This is a genomic window from Pseudomonas sp. NY15374 (genome assembly GCF_048068255.1).
GTDB lineage: Bacteria > Pseudomonadota > Gammaproteobacteria > Pseudomonadales > Pseudomonadaceae > Aquipseudomonas > Aquipseudomonas machongensis.
On record NZ_JBLUPZ010000001.1, the window covers coordinates 1 to 18,926 of the forward strand.

At 59.2% G+C, this 18,926-nt stretch carries 31 protein-coding genes and 1 tRNA gene; 25 read left to right on the plus strand and 7 right to left on the minus strand.

Annotation, left to right across the window (positions count from 1 at the left end; genetic code table 11):
• Positions 1 to 113: 113 nt before the first annotated feature.
• The 3 genes from ACNFHO_RS00005 to ACNFHO_RS00015 form a co-directional block, all read right to left on the minus strand.
• Positions 114 to 190 (minus strand) — tRNA-OTHER (locus tag ACNFHO_RS00005).
• A gap of 261 nt (positions 191 to 451) precedes the next feature.
• Positions 452 to 649 (minus strand): hypothetical protein, encoded by a 198-nt coding sequence (locus ACNFHO_RS00010; RefSeq protein WP_416764663.1) that lies wholly within the window; start codon positions 647 to 649, stop codon positions 452 to 454.
• A complete protein-coding gene (locus ACNFHO_RS00015) occupies positions 646 to 831 on the minus strand; it encodes a hypothetical protein (protein ID WP_416764665.1) in 186 nt (61 codons plus the stop codon). Before ACNFHO_RS00015 ends, ACNFHO_RS00010 begins: the two co-directional genes overlap by 4 nt.
• Positions 832 to 1,501: 670 nt before the next feature.
• Here ACNFHO_RS00015 and ACNFHO_RS00020 point away from each other — a divergent pair.
• Entirely contained in the window at positions 1,502 to 1,825 is a 324-nt protein-coding gene (locus ACNFHO_RS00020) for a DUF1654 domain-containing protein (protein ID WP_416764667.1), read from the plus strand.
• 40 nt (positions 1,826 to 1,865) lie between these two features.
• Here the strand turns inward: ACNFHO_RS00020 and ACNFHO_RS00025 are convergent, their stop codons facing one another.
• The 3 genes from ACNFHO_RS00025 to ACNFHO_RS00035 form a co-directional block, all read right to left on the minus strand.
• A complete protein-coding gene (locus ACNFHO_RS00025; RefSeq protein WP_416764668.1) occupies positions 1,866 to 2,372 on the minus strand; it encodes a hypothetical protein in 507 nt (168 codons plus the stop codon).
• 3 nt (positions 2,373 to 2,375) lie between these two features.
• A complete protein-coding gene (locus ACNFHO_RS00030; protein WP_416764670.1) occupies positions 2,376 to 3,572 on the minus strand; it encodes an AAA family ATPase in 1,197 nt (398 codons plus the stop codon).
• A 153-nt stretch (positions 3,573 to 3,725) separates the two neighbouring features.
• The gene (locus ACNFHO_RS00035; protein ID WP_416764672.1) at positions 3,726 to 4,583 is read right to left on the minus strand and encodes a S24 family peptidase; all 858 of its coding nucleotides are present in this window, start codon (positions 4,581 to 4,583) and stop codon (positions 3,726 to 3,728) included.
• Positions 4,584 to 4,696: 113 nt separating this feature from the next.
• Here ACNFHO_RS00035 and ACNFHO_RS00040 point away from each other — a divergent pair, with 113 nt between their 5' ends.
• Positions 4,697 to 4,933: a hypothetical protein gene (locus ACNFHO_RS00040; protein ID WP_416764673.1), complete on the plus strand. Its 237-nt coding sequence runs from the start codon at positions 4,697 to 4,699 to the stop codon at positions 4,931 to 4,933.
• 30 nt (positions 4,934 to 4,963) lie between these two features.
• The gene (locus ACNFHO_RS00045; protein ID WP_046854939.1) at positions 4,964 to 5,170 is read left to right on the plus strand and encodes a hypothetical protein; all 207 of its coding nucleotides are present in this window, start codon (positions 4,964 to 4,966) and stop codon (positions 5,168 to 5,170) included.
• Between the two features lie 396 nt (positions 5,171 to 5,566).
• Here the strand turns inward: ACNFHO_RS00045 and ACNFHO_RS00050 are convergent, their stop codons facing one another.
• Positions 5,567 to 5,806, minus strand: coding sequence for an ECs_2282 family putative zinc-binding protein (locus tag ACNFHO_RS00050; RefSeq protein ID WP_416764675.1), 240 nt, complete (start codon positions 5,804 to 5,806; stop codon positions 5,567 to 5,569).
• A 138-nt stretch (positions 5,807 to 5,944) separates the two neighbouring features.
• On the opposite strand from ACNFHO_RS00050, the gene ACNFHO_RS00055 reads away from it, so the two are divergent.
• From ACNFHO_RS00055 to ACNFHO_RS00160, 22 genes are all read left to right on the plus strand, one after another.
• The gene (locus ACNFHO_RS00055; protein WP_411382836.1) at positions 5,945 to 6,688 is read left to right on the plus strand and encodes a phage antirepressor KilAC domain-containing protein; all 744 of its coding nucleotides are present in this window, start codon (positions 5,945 to 5,947) and stop codon (positions 6,686 to 6,688) included.
• The gene (locus tag ACNFHO_RS00060; protein ID WP_416765389.1) at positions 6,688 to 7,494 is read left to right on the plus strand and encodes a hypothetical protein; all 807 of its coding nucleotides are present in this window, start codon (positions 6,688 to 6,690) and stop codon (positions 7,492 to 7,494) included. Before ACNFHO_RS00055 ends, ACNFHO_RS00060 begins: the two co-directional genes overlap by 1 nt.
• Positions 7,484 to 8,290, plus strand: a complete 807-nt coding sequence (locus ACNFHO_RS00065) for an ATP-binding protein (protein ID WP_416764677.1) — start codon at positions 7,484 to 7,486, stop codon at positions 8,288 to 8,290. The genes ACNFHO_RS00060 and ACNFHO_RS00065 overlap by 11 nt, the downstream gene beginning before the upstream one ends.
• A 169-nt stretch (positions 8,291 to 8,459) precedes the next feature.
• Positions 8,460 to 8,681: a hypothetical protein gene (locus ACNFHO_RS00070; RefSeq protein ID WP_112898639.1), complete on the plus strand. Its 222-nt coding sequence runs from the start codon at positions 8,460 to 8,462 to the stop codon at positions 8,679 to 8,681.
• On the plus strand, positions 8,674 to 9,075 hold the full coding sequence (locus ACNFHO_RS00075) for a recombination protein NinB (RefSeq protein ID WP_416764679.1): 402 nt from the start codon (positions 8,674 to 8,676) through the stop codon (positions 9,073 to 9,075). The genes ACNFHO_RS00070 and ACNFHO_RS00075 overlap by 8 nt, the downstream gene beginning before the upstream one ends.
• Positions 9,072 to 9,344, plus strand: a complete 273-nt coding sequence (locus ACNFHO_RS00080) for a hypothetical protein (RefSeq protein WP_416764681.1) — start codon at positions 9,072 to 9,074, stop codon at positions 9,342 to 9,344. Before ACNFHO_RS00075 ends, ACNFHO_RS00080 begins: the two co-directional genes overlap by 4 nt.
• Positions 9,335 to 9,931: a recombination protein NinG gene (locus tag ACNFHO_RS00085; protein ID WP_416764683.1), complete on the plus strand. Its 597-nt coding sequence runs from the start codon at positions 9,335 to 9,337 to the stop codon at positions 9,929 to 9,931. The genes ACNFHO_RS00080 and ACNFHO_RS00085 overlap by 10 nt, the downstream gene beginning before the upstream one ends.
• Positions 9,928 to 10,290 (plus strand): Lar family restriction alleviation protein, encoded by a 363-nt coding sequence (locus tag ACNFHO_RS00090; RefSeq protein WP_416764685.1) that lies wholly within the window; start codon positions 9,928 to 9,930, stop codon positions 10,288 to 10,290. Before ACNFHO_RS00085 ends, ACNFHO_RS00090 begins: the two co-directional genes overlap by 4 nt.
• Positions 10,287 to 10,409: a hypothetical protein gene (locus ACNFHO_RS00095; protein WP_416764687.1), complete on the plus strand. Its 123-nt coding sequence runs from the start codon at positions 10,287 to 10,289 to the stop codon at positions 10,407 to 10,409. Before ACNFHO_RS00090 ends, ACNFHO_RS00095 begins: the two co-directional genes overlap by 4 nt.
• Entirely contained in the window at positions 10,406 to 11,086 is a 681-nt protein-coding gene (locus ACNFHO_RS00100) for a hypothetical protein (protein ID WP_416764689.1), read from the plus strand. The genes ACNFHO_RS00095 and ACNFHO_RS00100 overlap by 4 nt, the downstream gene beginning before the upstream one ends.
• Before the next feature lie 138 nt (positions 11,087 to 11,224).
• Positions 11,225 to 11,488 (plus strand): hypothetical protein, encoded by a 264-nt coding sequence (locus ACNFHO_RS00105; protein ID WP_416764690.1) that lies wholly within the window; start codon positions 11,225 to 11,227, stop codon positions 11,486 to 11,488.
• 10 nt (positions 11,489 to 11,498) lie between these two features.
• Positions 11,499 to 11,888, plus strand: coding sequence for a putative holin (locus ACNFHO_RS00110; RefSeq protein ID WP_186668945.1), 390 nt, complete (start codon positions 11,499 to 11,501; stop codon positions 11,886 to 11,888).
• A complete protein-coding gene (locus tag ACNFHO_RS00115) occupies positions 11,885 to 12,187 on the plus strand; it encodes a phage holin family protein (protein ID WP_023379912.1) in 303 nt (100 codons plus the stop codon). Before ACNFHO_RS00110 ends, ACNFHO_RS00115 begins: the two co-directional genes overlap by 4 nt.
• Before the next feature lie 75 nt (positions 12,188 to 12,262).
• Complete coding sequence (locus ACNFHO_RS00120; RefSeq protein ID WP_416764692.1) at positions 12,263 to 12,496, plus strand: hypothetical protein; 234 nt, start codon at positions 12,263 to 12,265, stop codon at positions 12,494 to 12,496.
• A 212-nt stretch (positions 12,497 to 12,708) separates the two neighbouring features.
• Complete coding sequence (locus ACNFHO_RS00125; RefSeq protein WP_416764694.1) at positions 12,709 to 12,900, plus strand: hypothetical protein; 192 nt, start codon at positions 12,709 to 12,711, stop codon at positions 12,898 to 12,900.
• Between the two features lie 20 nt (positions 12,901 to 12,920).
• Positions 12,921 to 13,532 carry a putative metallopeptidase gene (locus tag ACNFHO_RS00130; protein WP_416764695.1) on the plus strand — a complete coding sequence of 204 codons (612 nt, stop codon included), beginning with the start codon at positions 12,921 to 12,923 and terminating at the stop codon, positions 13,530 to 13,532.
• A gap of 30 nt (positions 13,533 to 13,562) precedes the next feature.
• Positions 13,563 to 14,039: a DUF2280 domain-containing protein gene (locus tag ACNFHO_RS00135; RefSeq protein ID WP_416764697.1), complete on the plus strand. Its 477-nt coding sequence runs from the start codon at positions 13,563 to 13,565 to the stop codon at positions 14,037 to 14,039.
• Complete coding sequence (locus tag ACNFHO_RS00140; RefSeq protein WP_061203090.1) at positions 14,011 to 15,312, plus strand: terminase large subunit domain-containing protein; 1,302 nt, start codon at positions 14,011 to 14,013, stop codon at positions 15,310 to 15,312. Before ACNFHO_RS00135 ends, ACNFHO_RS00140 begins: the two co-directional genes overlap by 29 nt.
• Positions 15,313 to 15,320: 8 nt before the next feature.
• Entirely contained in the window at positions 15,321 to 16,742 is a 1,422-nt protein-coding gene (locus ACNFHO_RS00145) for a DUF4055 domain-containing protein (RefSeq protein WP_416764699.1), read from the plus strand.
• Entirely contained in the window at positions 16,732 to 17,781 is a 1,050-nt protein-coding gene (locus ACNFHO_RS00150) for a minor capsid protein (RefSeq protein ID WP_416764701.1), read from the plus strand. Before ACNFHO_RS00145 ends, ACNFHO_RS00150 begins: the two co-directional genes overlap by 11 nt.
• A 33-nt stretch (positions 17,782 to 17,814) precedes the next feature.
• Positions 17,815 to 18,132 (plus strand): hypothetical protein, encoded by a 318-nt coding sequence (locus ACNFHO_RS00155; RefSeq protein WP_088851896.1) that lies wholly within the window; start codon positions 17,815 to 17,817, stop codon positions 18,130 to 18,132.
• A gap of 82 nt (positions 18,133 to 18,214) precedes the next feature.
• On the plus strand, positions 18,215 to 18,925 hold the full coding sequence (locus ACNFHO_RS00160; RefSeq protein WP_416764702.1) for a hypothetical protein: 711 nt from the start codon (positions 18,215 to 18,217) through the stop codon (positions 18,923 to 18,925).
• Position 18,926: the final 1 nt, after the last annotated feature.

Below are 18,926 nucleotides of genomic sequence, written 5' to 3' on the forward strand. Positions count from 1 at the left end.
TCCTCCAGATTGGTTGTGCGGCCGCATTGGTCAGGAGCCAGGCGCGGGTGACCAAACCCACCGTGAAAGGTGGCCTGGCGCCTGCCAATGCGGTCGTATGTGAAGGGAAGGTGTGGAGCGCACGGCAGGATTCGAACCTGCATCCTTCCGCCAGATGGCGGGGGCTCTATCCAGTTGAGATTACGCACGCAGTGGATGCGGGATGCATCGGTTGAACGATCTGCGCTTGTCATTGCAAGGACGCCCATTCAGTACCGCCTCAAGGGCTCAGCGCGGTGACAGGCCGCGCCCGGTATGGAGTCGCCTTTCCAGATCGTTCACCGATTCACCCTGCGATGGGGGGCAGGGCATCGGGCAGTTAACGTCAGGCTGACGAGGCAGAAGCCCATGCATTCCGTTTCAGGCGCTGCATGAGCAGCTACGCGGTTTGCAGCGGGGCCTGCGCCGCCAACTACAGCATTAGTCCGTTTTCGCGGCAGAACTGGATCTCTGCATCGTATCCAGCGCGATTTAGAACCTGCTGGCCGTTCGGGTCGTAGACGGCGCGGTGGTGGCCGGAACCCGACTTGCGAGGCGTCCTGATCACCGTGTATCCGTGGCGATCGAAGCAGCCGTTTGGGCTGTTAGGTTGAGGATTGCGCAGTTTCATGCCACCGCCTTGCAATCAGCAGCTGTCATCCGCTGGCCGTCTGCCAACTCGACAACGCACACGCCATTGCGATAGCTGCGCTCGGCATTGATGCGGTTCGCCTCGCGGATGCAGGCGGCCAGGTCGTTGTCGGCGAACACCTGCAGCTCGCCGCGCAGGGTGATGCGAAGGACTTTGTTCATGCTGTGTTCCTCCAGTGGATTCCCGATACCGCCTCATCGAAGCGGCATCAGTGAATTGACTCGGGTGTCAGCTGACGATTTCTGCGATCAAAACCCCGATGGAAACTCCAGCAATCAGCGCCATCAAAAACACAAAAGCCAGCGCTCCATTCGTCAATCTCGGCATCTCATATCCTCCTTTTGATTTCCCTGATGACCCTCGTGAGAAGGGCATCAAGTGAAATCTTCCGCACCCGCTTACCAGGTCATTCACTCAGTTCGGTCAACACCTCGTCCGCCGTCGCAGTGGTCTGCGCGTGGGCAGGCTTTCGGGCCTGTCGGATCGCCGGTCGCCGGTAGAGGCAAGTGCGGTTTTGTTCATCGGTTTACTGACCTCCCACCGATGGAGCCGGGAGTGACCTAACCGGCTGGGCCGGGTAGTCGGGCATGGCGCTGGTTGTTAAAGAGCGGTGAGGCTTGAGGGCCTCTGCAGCCCCTCGTGAGTAACTGCTTGAGGTGAAATTTAGCCAAGAGCTAAAAGATCGTCAATAGCTCTGAGCTAAATTATTTTCGCTGGGCGACAAATTACCTCCCGGTGGCTATTTCTCGCCTAGAACCTTTACCTGTGATTTAGCACTGCGCTATGCTTCCTAAATTACTGTACGTATATACAGCTATTGAGGAGGGAGCTATGTCCAAGCAAAATAAAGCGGCGCCCAAGCAGCGCCATGAGATGACCGGACTAGAGCGGCTGAGCCTCCGGGTATCGTCGATGATCAATCACCCGATCGCACAGACGCAGCGCTGGGTGACGATCCATCGCCTGGACACGGACGGAGAGGCAGAGTGGGAGGAGGTGATCGGGCTGATCGCTGAAGTGCCCGAGCTGGATCTGACGTTCAACGACGACGGCACGGTGACCGTGAGGTGGGAGCGAAGCGCGCTTCAGGAGCGTGATGACTTCATCTTTGAGGAGGATACAGAGCAGGAAGCGGAGGAAGTGATCCCTTTTTGAAACCTGATTTTCAGCGCGCCCATGCAGCGGGCGCGCGACCTCAACGTCGGGTCATAAAAATGATCAAGTCATTGAGGCGAGACGTTGTTATACGCCCACGCTCGAGGACCGTCCGTGGAAAATGCTTCGTGTAAAAATTCTGCTCTGTAGACTCCCCGCTAAGATGTCTTTCAATTAAGGCTTTGCATTCGTCCGTGTTGCGCCCTATTTTCAGGCCAAGCACAGAGAGAAGTGTGGCCTCAATCGATGGGGAAGAGATGAATTCTGTAATTTTATTTTCGATGAAAAACTTTTTTGTGTTTGGTGCTGCACATAAGTCGCCATCATAAATTGCACCGATGTGATTGAAATTGGCGGTGCGCATAACGCTTTTTATTGTGTCTGCGACGCCCTCTGGGCCTTTGCCCTTCGCGTTTTTTATTGTGACAGAGATCGGGAGGTCTCTAGTGCAGTAGATTAACTTAAGATGCCGGGTAAAGGCTTCATCTGTATAACCTTCGACTGCCAGCAAAATTGTATTATTTGTTCTGCGAAGTGGCTTTTTCATATGTTAGATCTGAGGGATAGCGCCGTATGTGCCTGACATATATTTTGCGTAGAAATTGTCATCACTCCGTACGCCTGCCATATCAGAAAGTTTCCATGCTTCGCTGGTGCAGCTCTGCTTTTCCACTAGCATAATCTGGCACTTCTGCAAGATATTAAGAAGCTCAACAGAATGTGTAGTAAAAATTATTTGTGCTGCGTGCGGGTTGGTTTTGGGATTGAAGAAAAATTCCAATATGCCTTCAAGCATGTGTGGGTGCAAGTCTGACTCAAGCTCGTCATAGACCATTACGCCACCCTCCTGCAGAACGGGCAACATTTTGCTCAGTAGTATGAAAGCTGATTGAGTGCCGCTTGACTCGGCCATGAGTGGAAGCTCATAGACTTTATCATCGATGGTATGGATTCCAATTGGAATCGTGAGGTCGTGCTCTTTGCCATTATCATCAAGATGCTTGATGTGTCGTATTTCCACACCGCTTAAGCCCATATCCCATCGTGAGAGGTAGTTGACCATCAAATTTTTGTAGTGCTCATTCTTCTCGTAGAAGGCTGAGCCTTCCATAAGTTCATGAAGACCTTTCGAAGGATTTCTGCCCGATGCGTTGATATTGGTGTGGAACTTTTTGAAGTAACTGGATATTTTGCGGGCCAGTTTCACGTCGTGCTGGGTTGCATACGAGATAATCGAGCAGTTTCGCTTTGAGTTTTTGGCAAGTTTGGAGTCGAAGCCGAAGCCTTTCTGTTGAAACTTGTAGGTTTTCAAGTTTTCGTCGAGCGTTCTCATAAAGACGTAGCTCCACTGACGACTAGTCTTCTCCCACAACATTTCGCTATAAACGATATCGGAATCTAAGTTTAAACTATAACGGAATAGGCGCTTTTCAATCTCGAATTCAAGATCAAAAAAAGTCACATTCTCATCGTCTGCAAAATGATTTTCGACATAAGTCGGATCTTCAGGGTCATTGTTAACCGATCGAGTCAAGAAATATGACAAGAACGCAAATGGTTTAATGACATTAGTCTTGCCTGCGCCGTTTGCTCCAATCACCGCCAGAATTTTACTCAAACGGCTGGACGGCTGCGCTCCAGAGGGCGCGCTCTTGTCGTTCACAGACGCGCGGCCATCCATGACGAATGAGACTTCAACCTCGTCTTTGAATGAATAGAAATTACCGAAACGCAGTGAGTGGAGCATGAGGTGAGGCCTGATTCAGCGAAATTTTGTAGAATATGGGCTGAGTACGGCCTTGTGTCAATGGTGGGGGGCGCTTTAAGCGATCGGTCGCGGCAAGCGATGCAAAGGTAGAGAGGCTTCAGTCCCCACAGCGTTTCAGAGAGTGTCTGGCATTCAAACCAAATGAGCGTTCCATACCAGCAACACTCGAGCCTGGATGTACGTCTCTTCCCGGCGGATCATCCGGTCCTTGTGCTTCGGGTTGTCTGAGATCATCTCGAAGTGCTCCTCGTCCGCGATCTGCAGCCGCTTGATGTACTCATGACCACCCCAGGAGAAGTAGTAGATCCCGTCACCAGCGAATTCCCGAATGCTGACGTCGACGATCAACGGGTCACGATTCTTGATCGTGGGCGCCATTGACTGACCCCACCCGGTGACGAGCTTCAGGTGATAGTGCTCTCTGAACTCGACGCCCAGCTCACGCAAATGCTTCGGGCTTACCCGAATGTCTTGCAGCATCTCCGGAAATTCGTGGGTGACCTCTCCGCCACCCATGGCTCCGCGCACGTCGTAGTGGGCAATCCATACCTCATCGCCGACAAGTCCTGGCCGAACAAAATCAGCCTTCACTATCGCTCTATCGCATACCGCTTCCTCGGCATCAGGCTCCGCTGCGGCCGCCAGAAGACGTTGTCGCGTTTCCTCAGGGATGCTTTTCCCGCTCTTGGCGAGCATCTGTTTGACCAGGTCGGACGCTGAAAGCGCGGGCTCGGACGCAGGCTCGAAGCCGTTTAAGTTGGTGTTGGTGATGGCATCTTCTAACGGGATCGAGTCGAACCAGCCACGCGGCAGCCCCTCAATCTCCTCAATTCTCCGGGCCACATCATCGCCAAGGTTCTTCGCTGTCTTGTCCGAAAGTATCTGGCTCAGATGCGCGGGGGCCATTGCCCAGCGCTCCGCGCAGGATCCCTTTCTCTGGTTGCCGATCAGCTTGACCAGGTTGTGCTTGCGAATTTCGTAGATATCCATGACGCGAAGAATGCCAGCGTTTAGCTGCCTGCTAAATGTGCGCAAAGCTAAATTCTCCTTGCTCAAGCATTAGCCATAAGCTAAATTTCGCTATATGTGTAAGGAGAACCCTCATGAATGATCACCTCCGTGATTGGTTGGGCAGGGCCACGAATGAGCGCCGGCAGCAGGTCGCAGCCGATGCGAAAACCACTGTGGGCCATCTGTGGCAGCTCGCAGGTGGTCACCGGAAGGCCTCTACCGAGCTTGCCGAACGACTCCAGGACGCCAGTGCCGGTGAGATCACTATCGCCGGTCTGCGCCCTGATCTCATCCCATTTGCCCGCAAGGCGTTGAAAGGCGCCGCGTAACCACCTTCAACAGCAAGGAGAAGTACCCGTATGGGATTCAAAGACCCCCTGACACAGCGCCGCGACCTGGCGAGAAAGGTTCGCCTTTATCCGCTGCTTGATCGGCAGTTGCAGCGCGCCGCGCACAAATCTCGCCGCGAGTACGCGACCTACCTCTTCGAGATGCTCGAGTGGGCTGCTGTGAATGGCGGCATCGAAGCCCTCATGCCCGACGACCTGAAGGATATCGCGGGCTAGAGGCCCTCAGGAGGGCACGATGGAATTTTGTGAAGAGAACGTGCCGCCAGAGACCAGAGCCAAGATTCATCGCCTGATGGAAGCCAGGGGTTGGACGTTTGAGGAGGCCGTGAACGAGGTCTTGCTCGAAGCAATTACGTCTGGCGCAACGGTGTTCGTAGGTAGGCGAAAGGCACCGGTTCTGGAGCTGGTGGGACTCAAGAGACCCTCTACCGGATAGGTGAGGCCCTCACGTAGGGCCTGAATAGGGCCGCATAAACATGGAAAGGGAGAATCTCAATGGCTGGCTCATGGCATGAAATACCGCCACCGCCCGGAAAAGCATACGAGCAAAAAATACATGCTCTGGCCGACCTTTCCGACATGGAAAGAAAGATCAGCCAGACGCTTTCAAAGCTACCTGAAGAGCTTCTTGATCAGTTCGTCGGCGGCGTCAGAAACCTTCTTCTCAATGGCCGCGTTCGCCTCGTCCGTGCGGACGAATTGATTGGCAAGTTCATCTCCGGTGTAGACCGTTCCGCAGCCGGTGCACTTAAGACGATCGCTTTCAATTGGGTCCTGAAGGGACTGGATGAACTGTGTTGCTCCGCACTGCGGGCAGCTGACGGAAATAGTGCCTAGATCGCTGACTGGCATCGGAACCTCCTGGTTCGCTGTGTTGGGTTAGATCCGCACAGCTTAGCAAGATGTTTCGGCCCAAAGCCCGAATTGCGGGCACAAAAAAGCCGGGTTCGCGGCCCGGCTCTCTGCAATACACAACTTGTGAAGGGAATTATGCATATGCAGACCCAAAGTGTACAGGCCCTCATCCGGCCCGCGCCACAAAATGCGAACCATGATTCTGTGGCGCGCACGATGTCTTCGCGTGAAATCGCCGAGCTGACCGGCAAAGCACACAAAAACGTGCTGGCAGACATCCGGGCCATGCTCGACGAGCTGGAATTGAACTGGGCTGACTTTTCAGCCCAGTACAAGGACAGCACCGGGCGCAGCCTTCCGTGCTTCAACCTTGACCGAGAAATGACCGACACCCTGTTGACCGGCTACAGCGCCAAGATGCGGCTGGCAGTCGTCAAGCGCTGGCGTGAGCTGGAGGAGGGCTCCGGCAGGGTTATCGCAACCTTGCCCGACTTCTCCAATCCAGCCGCAGCGGCACGCGCCTGGGCCGAGCAATACGAGCAGCGCCAAGTCGCCCAGCAGGCCCTGGCCATCGCCGCTCCCAAGGTTGAGTTCGTCGACAAGTACGTCGAATCGACCGGCCTTAAGGGCTTCCGCCAAACCGCCAAGCTACTGAGGGCCAATGAGGCCCGCTTCCGAGAATTCCTTCTCGACAAGAAGATCATGTACCGCATGGGCGGCGAATGGCAGGCCTACCAGCAGCACATCGACGCTGGCCGTTTCGAAGTAAAAACCGACACTGCCGAGAATGGCCACGCCTTCAACCAGACCAAGTTCACCCCCAAGGGCGTCACCTGGGTGGCCGGCCTGTGGGCGCAGTACAACCTGGAGGTCCAATGATGGCCAGATCCCGAAACATCAAGCCGGGGTTCTTCTCGAACGAACACCTGGCAGAGCTGGACTTTGCCACACGCCTGCTGTTCATCGGCCTGTGGACCGAGGCAGACCGCGAGGGTCGTCTCGAAGATCGCCCGCGCCGCCTGAAGATGGCCCTGTTCCCGGCTGACAATGTCGACCTCGATCGCATGCTCGATGACCTGGATCATCTGGGGTTCATCAAGCGTTACACCGTGGGCGACGTGAAGGCTATTCAGGTCATCAACTGGTCGAAGCACCAGAACCCGCACGTCAAGGAAGCAAAGAGCACAATCCCTGAAATACCTGTCGTAGACCAGTGCCAGGGAAAGCATGAGGAAAGCACGGTGCAAGCACCAGACTCGCACAGTTCTTTCCCTGCTGATTCCCTCTCTCTTGATTCCGGATTCCTGATTCCTGATTCCCTCACTCCGTCGCCTGCTCCGGTGGCTTCGGCCGAGCTGTTCTCGCGGTTCTGGAAGCTGTATCCGCGCAAGGTCGGGAAGGACAAAGCGGAGAAGGCTTGGGCGAAGCTCAAGGTCAGCCAATCCCTGTTCGACAAGATCGTCGCCGCCCTGGCCAAGCACCGGCAGTTGCCTGGCTGGACCAAGGACAACGGCCAGTTCATCCCACATGCCTCGACGTGGCTCAACGGGAAGCGCTGGGAGGATGAGGTCGAAATCCCTGCTGACAACGTCCACCACTTGCCCGCCAGCCGCCACCACGGCTTCGCTAACCGCGACTACAAGCAAGGCCTGAAGCAGCGGGAGGACGGCAGCTATGCGCTCTGAGCCAACTGAAACGGCAACCATCCCCCAGGCGCCCGTCCGTACCCAGCCTGCGACCTGTGAGAAGCATGGGCCGTACGACCAGCGAGTCGTTGTGATTCTCGACAAGGAACTGCGTGGCGGCTGCCCTGAGTGCCATCGCATCGCCAACGAAGAGCGGGAACAGCGCGAGAAAGCCCAGGAGGCCCTCACGAAGCGTCTGGCAATCTCCCGCAAGTTGGGCGACTCGCTGATTCCGAAGCGCTTCGCTGATCGATCGCTGGCGAACTACCAAGTCCAAAACAAGGGGCAGGCCGAGGCGCTGCGCTTCTGCCGGCACTACGTGAAGACCTTCGACCAGATTGCCGAGAACGGGCGCTGCATGGTGCTGCTGGGCAAGCCTGGCACCGGCAAGACCCACCTCGGCGCCGGCATGGCGAACGACCTGATGCGCAACACGTCGCACTCGGCGGTGTACCGGACGGTCGGGTCGATCCTGCAAGCCATCCGTGCCACCTACGACCGGGCCAGCGAGGCAACCGAGGCCAGCATCCTGGCCAGCCTGATCGAGCCATCCCTACTGGTTCTGGACGAGGTGGGCGTGAGCAAGGAGCAGCCGAGCGACTTCGAACTGACCACTCTGTTCGCGATCATCAACGGCCGGTACGAGCAGGTGAAGCCCACAGTGGTCATTTCCAACCTGGGCCCCGAGCAGCTGCCGGTGGCCATGGGCGAGCGCTGCGTCGATCGCCTGCGCGAGGGCGGGATGATCGTAGTCCCGTTCGAGTGGGAATCGCATCGCGGCAAGGAGGGCGTGTGATGACCAGCAGATCGAAGAAAGAAAGTGGTCGGCCTCTCGCCCGCACTGACACATCTCCGCAAGGTTCATGCGTGCTTGAGGCCGGTGCCCGAGATTTTATAAATCCGAAAAGTGTTGATCAAGGGGTCTGCATGGCTGTGTTAACCGCTCGCATGGAAGGAGGTCGTCCATGACCATCGACAAGCAAAAGCTCCAGCCGCTGTTGTGGTCGGTAGTCGCCTCCTGGCGAGCTGGCAGTGATGCCCTCGAGCGCCACACGGACGCCTTGGACGAGTTCCTCGACCAGACGACAGTGGAGGAGGTGGCGTTGGAGCTGCTGGATGAGATCAGCCAGCTCACCGCCAGGGTGCGTGCCGCGGAGAAGCAGCTGCAGGAGGTGGCCAATGCCTGAGTTCGCCATCCGCAGCAGCCAAGACCTCAACCGCCTGTACGGCGCTCTGCACGCCATCGACCTGACGAAGCCGAAGGTGGTGGTCATCAAGGACGAAAAGCGCCCCGACGTCTGCAACCGGAAGATGTGGGCCATGCTCCGCGACGTCTCCCAGCAAGTGGAGTGGTACGGCCGCAAGCTCACCGATGAGGACTGGAAGCATATCTTCAGCGCGGCGGTGCAGAAGCAGGACGCGGTACCGGGCATCGACGGTGGTTTCGTCGTCCTGGGCGTCTCGACCCGCAAGCAGTCGCAGAAGTGGTTCAGCGACCTCTTCGAAGTGATGCATGCCTTCGGCGCCGAGCATGGCGTGCGCTGGACTGAGCCGGATCGGTGGGGAGGGCAGTACTCATGAGCCATCAATTCAAGCCGGGCGACCTGGCGCTAACGCTCGCATCAATTCCTGGCCACATCACGGCAGGCGCATGTGTCGAGGTTCGCCGAATTCTTGAGGCTGGCGAAGAATACCAGATGCCTGATGCTCGATTTCGTACCAACTGCAAAATGGTCATGGTCACCAAGGGCCGCAGCCATTACCTCTACAAGCCTTCGGAGCTGATGCCCCTGCGCGGCGACTTCTCTCCCGAGCAGCAGAAAGCCAAGGAGGCCGAGCCATGCGCGTAGCCGAGATCAAACCGAAGAAGTGTCGCGCGCCGGGCTGCGGCAAGCCTTTCCACCCGACGATGACCACGCAGAAGGTGTGCAGCATGGCCTGTGCTCGAGCCATGGCCAAAGACCCGAAGCTCCAGAAGGTGGCGGCGAAGGCCATTACCAAGCAGAAGCGCCAAGACCTGCAGGAGCGCCGGGAGAAGCTGAAGACGAAGGGCGACCACCTGCGGGAGGCCCAAGCCGCGTTCAATGCTTACATCCGCGAGCGCGATCGTTTGGCCGGGCATGCGTGCATCTCCAGCGGCCGCCCGCTCGACTGGAACGGCAACGCCGTAGATGCCGGGCACTACCGCAGCACCGGAGCCGCGCCGCACCTGCGCTTCGACGAGAACAACTGCCATGCCCAGTCGAAACACGACAACCGATACCTCTCGGGCAACGTGTCCGAGTATCGCCTTGGCTTGATCACGCGCATCGGCCTGGCAGCCGTTGAAGCGCTGGAGGCTGACCAGTCTCCGCGCCGCTACACGATCGAAGACCTGCAGGCCATCAAGGCCCTGTACCGCCAGAAACTACGAGACCTCAAGAGGGCAGCAGCATGACCGAGCAAATCAAGTTGGCGCCTTGCCCTTTCTGCGAAGGCCCGCCATGCATTGACGGGTTCGATTTCATTACGGGTAAGCCAGTAGCCGATGATCGCCCTCAATCCCAAGACAGCGACGAGTACTACTCGGCTCATGTCTGGTGTCATGACTGCGGCGCACGCGGGCCGGGCATCGACTCCTGCACGCTTGGCACTTTCGAGCATCGATTTGGGTTGACCGTGTTCGAGGTGATGCAGATCGCCGCCGAGCGCTGGAATCATCGCCACGCCAACGCGCGGCCGATATACGACTCAGGCGATGCCAGAGGGCTGAACCTTTTTCCGCGCTGCAAACAAGCCGAGGAGGCAGCAGCATGACCTGGACTATCGCAGATACTGCCGGCCTGTTGCTGCTGGCAATGGCCATCGCTTCGACTTGGTGCGTGGTGCGCGGCCAACTGATCGCAAACCGTCGCAAGAAGGAGGGTGCCCAATGAGCTATCAGAACATTATTTCAGCGGTGGTTCGCGCCTTGGCGGCCGAGACGATCAACAGCGCCGGCGGCTGCAATGTCGAGCCTCGGGTGCAGACCAGCAAGCTCAAGGGCGAGATATCGGGCAAGGATGCCGCGCTGCTTGCTGACTCGATCGTGCACAAGCTGCTGCACGCCCAGCTCAGCCCGCGACACTGGAATGCCCTAGTGGCGAAGTACAGCACGCACAAGGGGCGCAAGATCGATTCCATCGGCCGCCTGGTCGCCATCGTGCCAACCCCGGCGCCGAAGCGCTTTACTCAGCAGGCAGTTCTGGTCTGGGCGGTTCCGCAGCAAACGAAGGGCATTCAGCGCAAGGTGCCCCAGTTCAAGTCGCCAAGCCCTCGCGAAAACGAACGGGAAGGGCAGTGGGATTGGCGCAACAAGGCTGCTGCTGCCGCTGCTGAGCGCGCCAACAAGTACGCCCGTGCCGTGGCCGAAACGAAGCCCGGCGAGATGATAGTCCTGGCCGAGTCGAACTACGACATGACCAACTGGGATTCCCAAGGCCTTACCGAGCGCACCTACCAGCGCTGGAACCGGGCCATCAAGGGTTCTCTGGAGTCTCTGGTGAATGAGGCGCTGACCGAGGCCCAGCACATGCTTGAAGCGATTGGCGTGCTGTTCGACGAGGCGGCGTGAAAAGGCCCTCAAAAGGGCTTGCAATATCATGTCGCCATGTCGTAAATTTGCTCCATCCTGTCATTCCTGCGCGTGTTGAGGAGTGACGCACAAAGCCCGGCCACCGTGTCGGGCTTTTTGTTGCCCGTAGGAAAGCGCATGAAGCCATCAACCGCATGGAGCCTTCTGGCATTCGCCATGGCTCTGGCCAGCTATGCCCTACACCGCGACATCAGCGCCAACGTCTTCCTTGGCTGCGTATTCATCATTCAGGGCCTCAAGAGGCCCAACGGTTCGGCCCAAGAGCGCCGGGCTACATTCCTGGCGGCCGCACTGAGCGCTGGAATCCTCATTTTCGCGCTATGGGCGCTCGCCACCGGCCTCGATATCCGCGGCCCGGCGCCATTCCGTTACAAACACTAAGGGACTGAACATGGCCGATGCCGCTACCCCAGCAGCTTGCACGGTTGTAGGGTTGGGCGGCATTGCCCTCGCAAGCTGCCTCCCCACGATCGACCTCAACGCTGTTGTCTGCGCCTTCGGTGGCGCACTGCTTTTCATCCTCTGGGCGAAGGACATCAACCTGTGGCAACGCCTCGGGTACTTGCTCGTCGGCTGGATCGGCGGTTACTACGGCTCCGCCGAGATCCTGGCCCAGGCTTGGACGAAGACCAGCGGTATTGCCGCCTTCGCCTGCGGCCTTGCCACAGTCCTAGTGAGCATCAGTCTTCTGGAGTCGTTCAACACCGGCAAACTGCCGAAGTGGGTAACCGAGCTGCCAGCAGCGATTGGCAGCCTGTTCCCCAAGCGAGGGGGCCAATGACCCTAGACCAAACCATCACCCTGGCTCATGCCGGGTTCTGCGGCGGGATCTGCTTCGTCATCGCGTTCATGTACCGGCGGGGTGGCTCGAGCTACAAGTTCCTGCCAAGCCTGTGCGCCTTCTGCCTGGCGTCATTGTTCGGCCAGGAGTGGCTGAGCATCATCGGCGCGATCCTGCTGTACGGTCAGTGGCCGGTCACCTCGGTGCCCAGCACGCTGATATTCGGGATCCTGTTCATCCTGGCGCTGCGCTCGAAGGGCAACGTGGCCAGGTTGTTCGATCAGTCGCGGAGGCGGTAATCGCGCCACGAAATCGACATGCGCCGTTTCGTGGCGCGCCATCAACTCAGCCTGTGCGCAGGCCGGAGAATCCCCATGAAGACCGAATACCAAGTTCGCCCGGTTACCCGCTACATCGTGAGCCGCTACGCCACTGACGCGGATAGCGCCTCGTCCTCGATGATCGGGGAGTTCCCCAGCGGCCAGCAGGCCGACTTGGTTGCCGACGCCATGGTTTCAAAGGATCAGGCTGATGGGATCGAGTCCAGCCGCACCCGTCACGGGCTGAGCCTTGGCGAGGTCATGTCCGGCCAGCGTATTGGAGATTGACCCATGCCTGCGCCATCCAGCTTTCATCGCCACGCAGACGGCCGAGGCCCTCGCCTGGTGCTCGTCAACGGAAACCAGGTCGAGAACGTGCTCTGGTGTGATACCGCCGCCGGGGTATGCGTTTATGCGCCTCGTCCAGTGAAGGCGAAGCGCCCGGGGCGCGACGAGATCTATACCCGCAGGCTGCGCGGGGTTGTGACTGTGGAGGCGGTATGAGCAATGTCACCCGCATTCGCCATGAGCTTCCGGTAAGCATGGATATCGTCCATGCGGTTGCAGAGTTCGATGCGGCCCTGGTGAAGGCGATTGATGCCGCCAAGGAGGCCGGGCTTCCGCAGGGGCTGTTGGTTGGCCTACTACACGGTCACGCGCACGCCGAGACGCACAAGATGGTGTGCGAGTGAGTGGCGCGACGGCCAGGCCGATGCCGCCACCTGCATTGCTTGAGCTGACTGAGCTGTCGATGCTCGGCACGCGGCTGCAACCGGCACCAGAGATTGGCGAATGGGTGCAGGCAGCGATCCTCAGCGAGGGTGGCGAGCTGCACAACCCTGACCATGCACACCTGACCGACGCGCCGCTGCGCTTCCTGTGGGCATCAGCCTGCTTCGAGAAGCAAGGTCGAACCGTGGTCGGACAGGCCGAAGCGGTGATGTTCCGAGCTGGCGGATGGCAGAAAGCTCGGCAAGAGCAGCAGATGATCGACTGGTTCGGCGAGGTGCCGGGCTTCGTCATCACCCTGGCTGCGGATTACTGCTCCCAGTGCTCCGACGCCGAGTTCTGCGCCCTCATCGAGCACGAGCTTTACCACATAGCCCAGAAGCTCGATCAGTACGGCGCGCCCAAGTTCACACAGGACGGGCTGCCCAGCCTGACCCTGCGTGGCCATGACGTCGAAGAGTTCGTCGGTGTGGTCCGCCGGTATGGCCCAAGCCACGACGTACAGCAGCTGATTGACGCTGCAAGCCGGCCGCCCGAGGTGGCCAAGATCAATATTTCGAGGGCCTGCGGCACCTGCCTACTCAAGTCGGCCTGATTTTGACGGGTCCTGACGGATGACAACCCTATGGCAGCACTACGAAGCGAGGTCAAAGCCTTCATTGTTCAGGCTCTGGCCTGCTTCGATACACCGTCGCAGGTTGCTGAGGCCGTCAAGAAGGAATTCGGGGTTGAAGTGAGTCGCCAGCAGTGCGAGTCGCATGACCCCACCAAGTATGCAGGAAGAGGCCTGGCCCAAAAGTGGGCTGACCTGTTCCATGAGTGCCGCAAGCGCTTTCGTGAAGAGACCGCAGACATCCCAATCGCCAACCGGGCGTTTCGGCTGCGCGGGCTTGGGCGAATGGCCGAGAAGGCCGAGAGCATGCGAAACCTGGCGCTGACCGCTCAACTGTACGAGCAGGCCGCCAAGGAAGTCGGCGATGTATACGTGAACCGCCAGACCAAGAACGAGAATCCCCACGACAACGTGCCGCCCACTCGGGTGCAGGTCGACGTGGTGGATGCGAGGAAGCCTGATGCCGTCGTTGAACGTTCCGCAGGCTAGCTTCCTCCGCATGGAGAACAAGTTCCGCGGCTTCGTGGCAGGGTTTGGCTCGGGCAAGACTTGGGTGGGCTGCGCGGCGCTGTGCAAGCACGTGTGGGAGTGGCCCCGGATCGACTCCGGCTACTTCGCGCCGACGTACCCGCAGATCCGCGACATCTTCTTCCCGACCATCGAGGAGGTCGCCTTCGACTGGGGCCTTAAGGTCAAGACGAAGGAGAGCGACAAGGAGGTCGAGTTCTACAGCGGCGGCCAATACCGCAGCACGACCATCTGCCGCTCGATGGAGAAGCCGCAGACCATCGTGGGCTTCAAGATCGGGCACGCTCTGGTCGATGAGCTCGATGTCCTGCCCGCGCTGAAGGCTGAGCACGCCTGGCGCAAGATCATTGCCCGGATGCGCTACAACGTGCCCGGGCTGAAGAACGGCGTGGATGTGACGACTACCCCCGAGGGATTCAAGTTCGTCTATCAGCAGTTCGTGAAGCAGCTGCGGGAGAAACCGGCCCTGCAGGGCATGTACGGCCTGGTGCAAGCCAGCACGTTCGACAACGAGCTGAACCTGCCGCCCGACTACATCCCGTCGCTGATGGAGTCGTACCCGGCCCAGCTGATCCTGGCCTACCTAAACGGCCAGTTCGTCAACCTGAACTCCGGGTCGATCTACCACGCCTACGACCGGAAGCTGAATTCCTGCTTCGACACCGTAGAGCCTGGAGAGCCCCTGTTTATCGGCATGGACTTCAACGTCGGCAAGATGGCGGCGATCGTCCATGTCAAACGGCCTGACGGAAAGCCAAGGGCCGTGGATGAGCTGATCGATGGCTTCGATACCCCGGACATGATCCGGCGCATCAAGGAGCGCTACTGGCGGCACAACGGCAGGGACTACGAGAAGACCTGCGAGATCAGGATCTATCCCGACGCCTCTGGCGGGTCGCGCAAGTCGGTGAATGCCAGCGAGACGGACATCGCCATCCTGCGCCAGGCAGGGTTCAGCGTCATCGCGCCCGACGCCAACCCGCCGGTAAAGGACCGGATCAACGCCATGAATGCGATGTTCTGCAACGCGAATGGCGAGCGCCGATACCTGATCAACCCGCTGCGCTGCCCAACCTACGCGGACGGACTGGAGCAGCAGGTATGGGCGGCCAACGGTGAGCCCGACAAGAAATCTGGCGTGGACCACGCGAACGACGCGGGTGGCTACTTCATCCACCACGACTACCCGATCAGCAGGCCGGTTACCCACGTACCAATCACGTTCACTTTCTGAGGCCACCCATGCCGAACTTTAATCCCCGGGCAGAGTACTCGGAGGCCTTGCCCGGCTGGCAGCTGGTCAAGCGCTGCGTGGCGGGCGCCCGCGAGGTGCGCAAGCACGATATCTACCTGCCGATGCCGGATCCGGAGAACAAGTCTCCCGAGAACCAGGCGCGGTACAAGCAGTACAAGAAGCGGGCGATGTTCCTGAACATCACCGGGCGCACGCGCACCGGCCTGCTGGGTGCGGTGTTCCGCAAAACTGCAGAGTTGGAGCTGCCCGCCGGGGTCGAGTACCTGAAGGAAAACGCCAGCGGCGACGGTACGAGTCTGGAGCAGCTGTCGAAGGATGCCGTGGGCGAATGCCTGGATGCCGGGCGGGGTGGGTTCCTTGTGGACTTCCCTGCGGTCGAGGGTGTTTCCTCGATGGCCGACATGCAGGGCCGCAGCGCGCTGATCCATCACTACGGCGCCGAGTCGATCATCGACTGGGACGAGCAGGTGGTCGATGGCGTTAAGCGCCTGGTCTATGTCTGCCTGTTGGAATGCGTGTCCGTATTCAGCCCGGACAGCCTGGAGCGCACAACCAGCACCCAATATCGCGTGCTGCTGCTGGTTGATGGCCGCTATGTGCAGCGCGTCTACGCCGAAGACGGCAACAGATACAGCGAGGTCGCGCCGCTCGACAAGAATGGTCGCCCCTTCGACCACATCCTCTTCAGCTTCTACGGGGCCCAGAACAACGACGCCAGCATCGACAAGTCGCCGCTGGAAGACCTGGCCGACGTTAACATCCTGCACTACGGCAATAGCGCCACGGTGGAGGAGAGCGGGTTCATCAGCAGCCAGCCCACGTTGTTCATCACCACGGACATCAGCGCCGATGACTTCGCCAAGCTGAACCCGAACGGCATGCACATCGGCTCGACCCGAGGCTACAACCTCGGCAAGAGCGGTAACGCGACCCTCGTTCAGGCAACCGAGAGCCAGTTGGCTCGAACGCTGCTGAAGGACAAGGAAGAGCAGATGCTGATGATCGGTGCCCGCATCGTCCAAAAGGCCGGCGGCGCCGAGACAGCAGAGGCGGTGCGCATCCGCTACAGCTCGGACAACAGTGTGCTGGGCACCATCGCTGGCAACGTGTCTGAGGCCCTGAAGCGGGCCATTCTCGACGCTGAGCGCTTCATGATGGGCGAGCCGGACGAAGCCGGGACAGTGTTCTGGCTCAACCAATCGTTCTTCGACGAGACGATGACCGCCCAGGACATTCTGGCCCAGGTCCAGCTGTGGCAGCAGGGCATCATCGCGAAGTCCGACCTGCGCACCAACCTTCGCCAGGGTGGCGTGATCGAGGCTGACCGTAGCGACGACCTGATCGACGAGGAAATCGCCGAGCAGCCGCCGGTGACCGGCAACGACACCGGAGGCGGCGATGAGCAGTGACGGCTACCTGTCCGACGCAGCGACTCGCCACCAGGTGCACGTGCAGCGCTACGCCGGGGGCAGCCTGAAGCGGATGGCCAAGTTCATCACCAAGGCCATTGGCACAGCCAAATCGCGCGTATCAGAAGGATTGAGCCGATACGGCACCCAGCGGTACGAGAAGCAGATCCAAGAGCTGCAGGGCGAGCTAGCGGGCGTATACGGCGAGATGAAGCAGCAGGCCGTGCTAGACCTGACGGAATTCGCCGGGTATGAGGCCGAGTTCAACATGACCCTGCTGGGCAAGGTCGTGAAGACGGTCGTGCAGCTGAACAAGCCGAGCATTGAGCAGGTCGCCGCCGCAGCGCTGGCAGATCCGCTCGACCTGGAGGTGGGCAAGGGTCGGCAGCGCATTAGCATCGCCGGTGCGCTCGACCAATACGGCACCAAGAAAAGCGCCGAGATCATCAGCGAGATTCGCGTGGGCTCGGCGCTGGGTGAGACGACGAGTCAGATCACGCGCCGGCTCACATCGCTCGGCGTGCAGCAGCGCGACCAGGCCGGGGCACTGGTGCGGACCATGACCAACCATATCGCCAGTTCGGCGAGGTCGCAGGTCATGGCCGACAACGACGATATCCTGAAGGGTAAGCGCCGGGTCGCCACGCTGGACGGCAGGACCACGCCGCTCTGCCGTGCTCTGGACGGCACTGTGGTGCCCATGACCGCCCCGTCGCCGCCATTCCACTGGAACTGCCGGACCACCGAGATACCGGTGCTGAAGGATGAGTTTGCCAGAGACATCCCCGGCTCGACTCGCCCGGCGGTAGGCCCGGACGGCGCCGAGCAGGTCAGCAGCAAGACCACTTATGGCGAATGGCTCGCCAGGCAGCCAGTTGCGTTTCAGAAGGATGTGCTCGGGCTGACGCGATATGAACTGTTCAGCAAGGGCAAGCTGCCCGTTGACAGGTTCGTCGATGATGACGGCAAGACCATGACCCTTCAGCAATTGCGCGAACGTGAGCCGATGGCTTTCGAGAGGGCAGGGCTGGTAATGTAGCGGTGAGAGAAAAATTTCGGTAAGGATTACCAAATGCTGAGCAACCTTCAGGCGCAAGAGCTGGTAACTATTTTCAATAATTTTTGGTTGGCGATACTGAACCCTGGAGATAAGTACACGGTCGCAGTCGCTCGGCAAAATGTTGATACCGTAATGAAAAATGCGCGCTTAGCACAGCGCCTTACCAGCCCAGACCTTGTCCTTATCTTCGATCTGTTTGTAGCTCACGATTTTCTCAGAAAGTCTGCGCAAACCGGCCCAGGAATGCTTTCGACTACCATTAATACCACTTACGAACATAGGCCTTACACGCAGGCAGATCTAACGGTGCTGCATGCGCGGCTGATCTGAAGCACCCATTTTCTATAACCCGCCTCGGCGGGTTTTTTTATGCCCGCAGGCAGGGCCTGCTCAACGTCTCTGGGAGACAGCAATGACCTTGAAATTCCAACTGGACAGCCTCGAAGGCGTCGATGAATCGGTAGCAGCCCTGTACGTCGAGAAGGATGGCAAGTTCGTCCTGGGCATCGAGGGCCTTCCGCAGCAGGAAGACGTCACCGGCCTGAAGGCCAAGGTGGAGGAGCTCCTGGGCGAGAAGAAGGCCGCCGAGAAAGCCCGCCGCGAGGCCGAAGAAAAGGCGCGCGCCGAGGCCGAAGAGGCTGCCCGCAAGTCAGGCAACGTCGAGGAACTCGAAAAGTCCTGGTCCGAGAAGTACAACCGCCGCGAGGCTGAGTTGAGCTCGGCGCTGGAAAGCGAGCGGAACACCCTGCATGGCCAGATCCGGGATCTGACTGTGGGCCGCACCGCCACCGAGATTGCGACTGCTCTGGCCGTGCCAGGCAGCGCCAAGGCGTTGCTTCCCCACATCGAACGCCGGCTGAGCGTCGAGCAGCGCGACGGTAAACCAACCGTTGTCGTGCTGGACGCCGCCGGCAAGCTCTCGGCGGCAACGCTGGATGAGCTGAAGGCAGAATTCACCAACGATCCGGCCTTCGGCCCGCTGATCGCTGGTAGCAAGGCATCTGGCGGCGGGGCCGGGGGTGCTGGAAAGGGCGGCGGGGCCGCTAAAGGCAATTTCGGCGGTAACAAAGCGGAACGCACGGCGGCAATCGCCAGCCGGTTCCCAGACCTCCCTCAATCGTAAG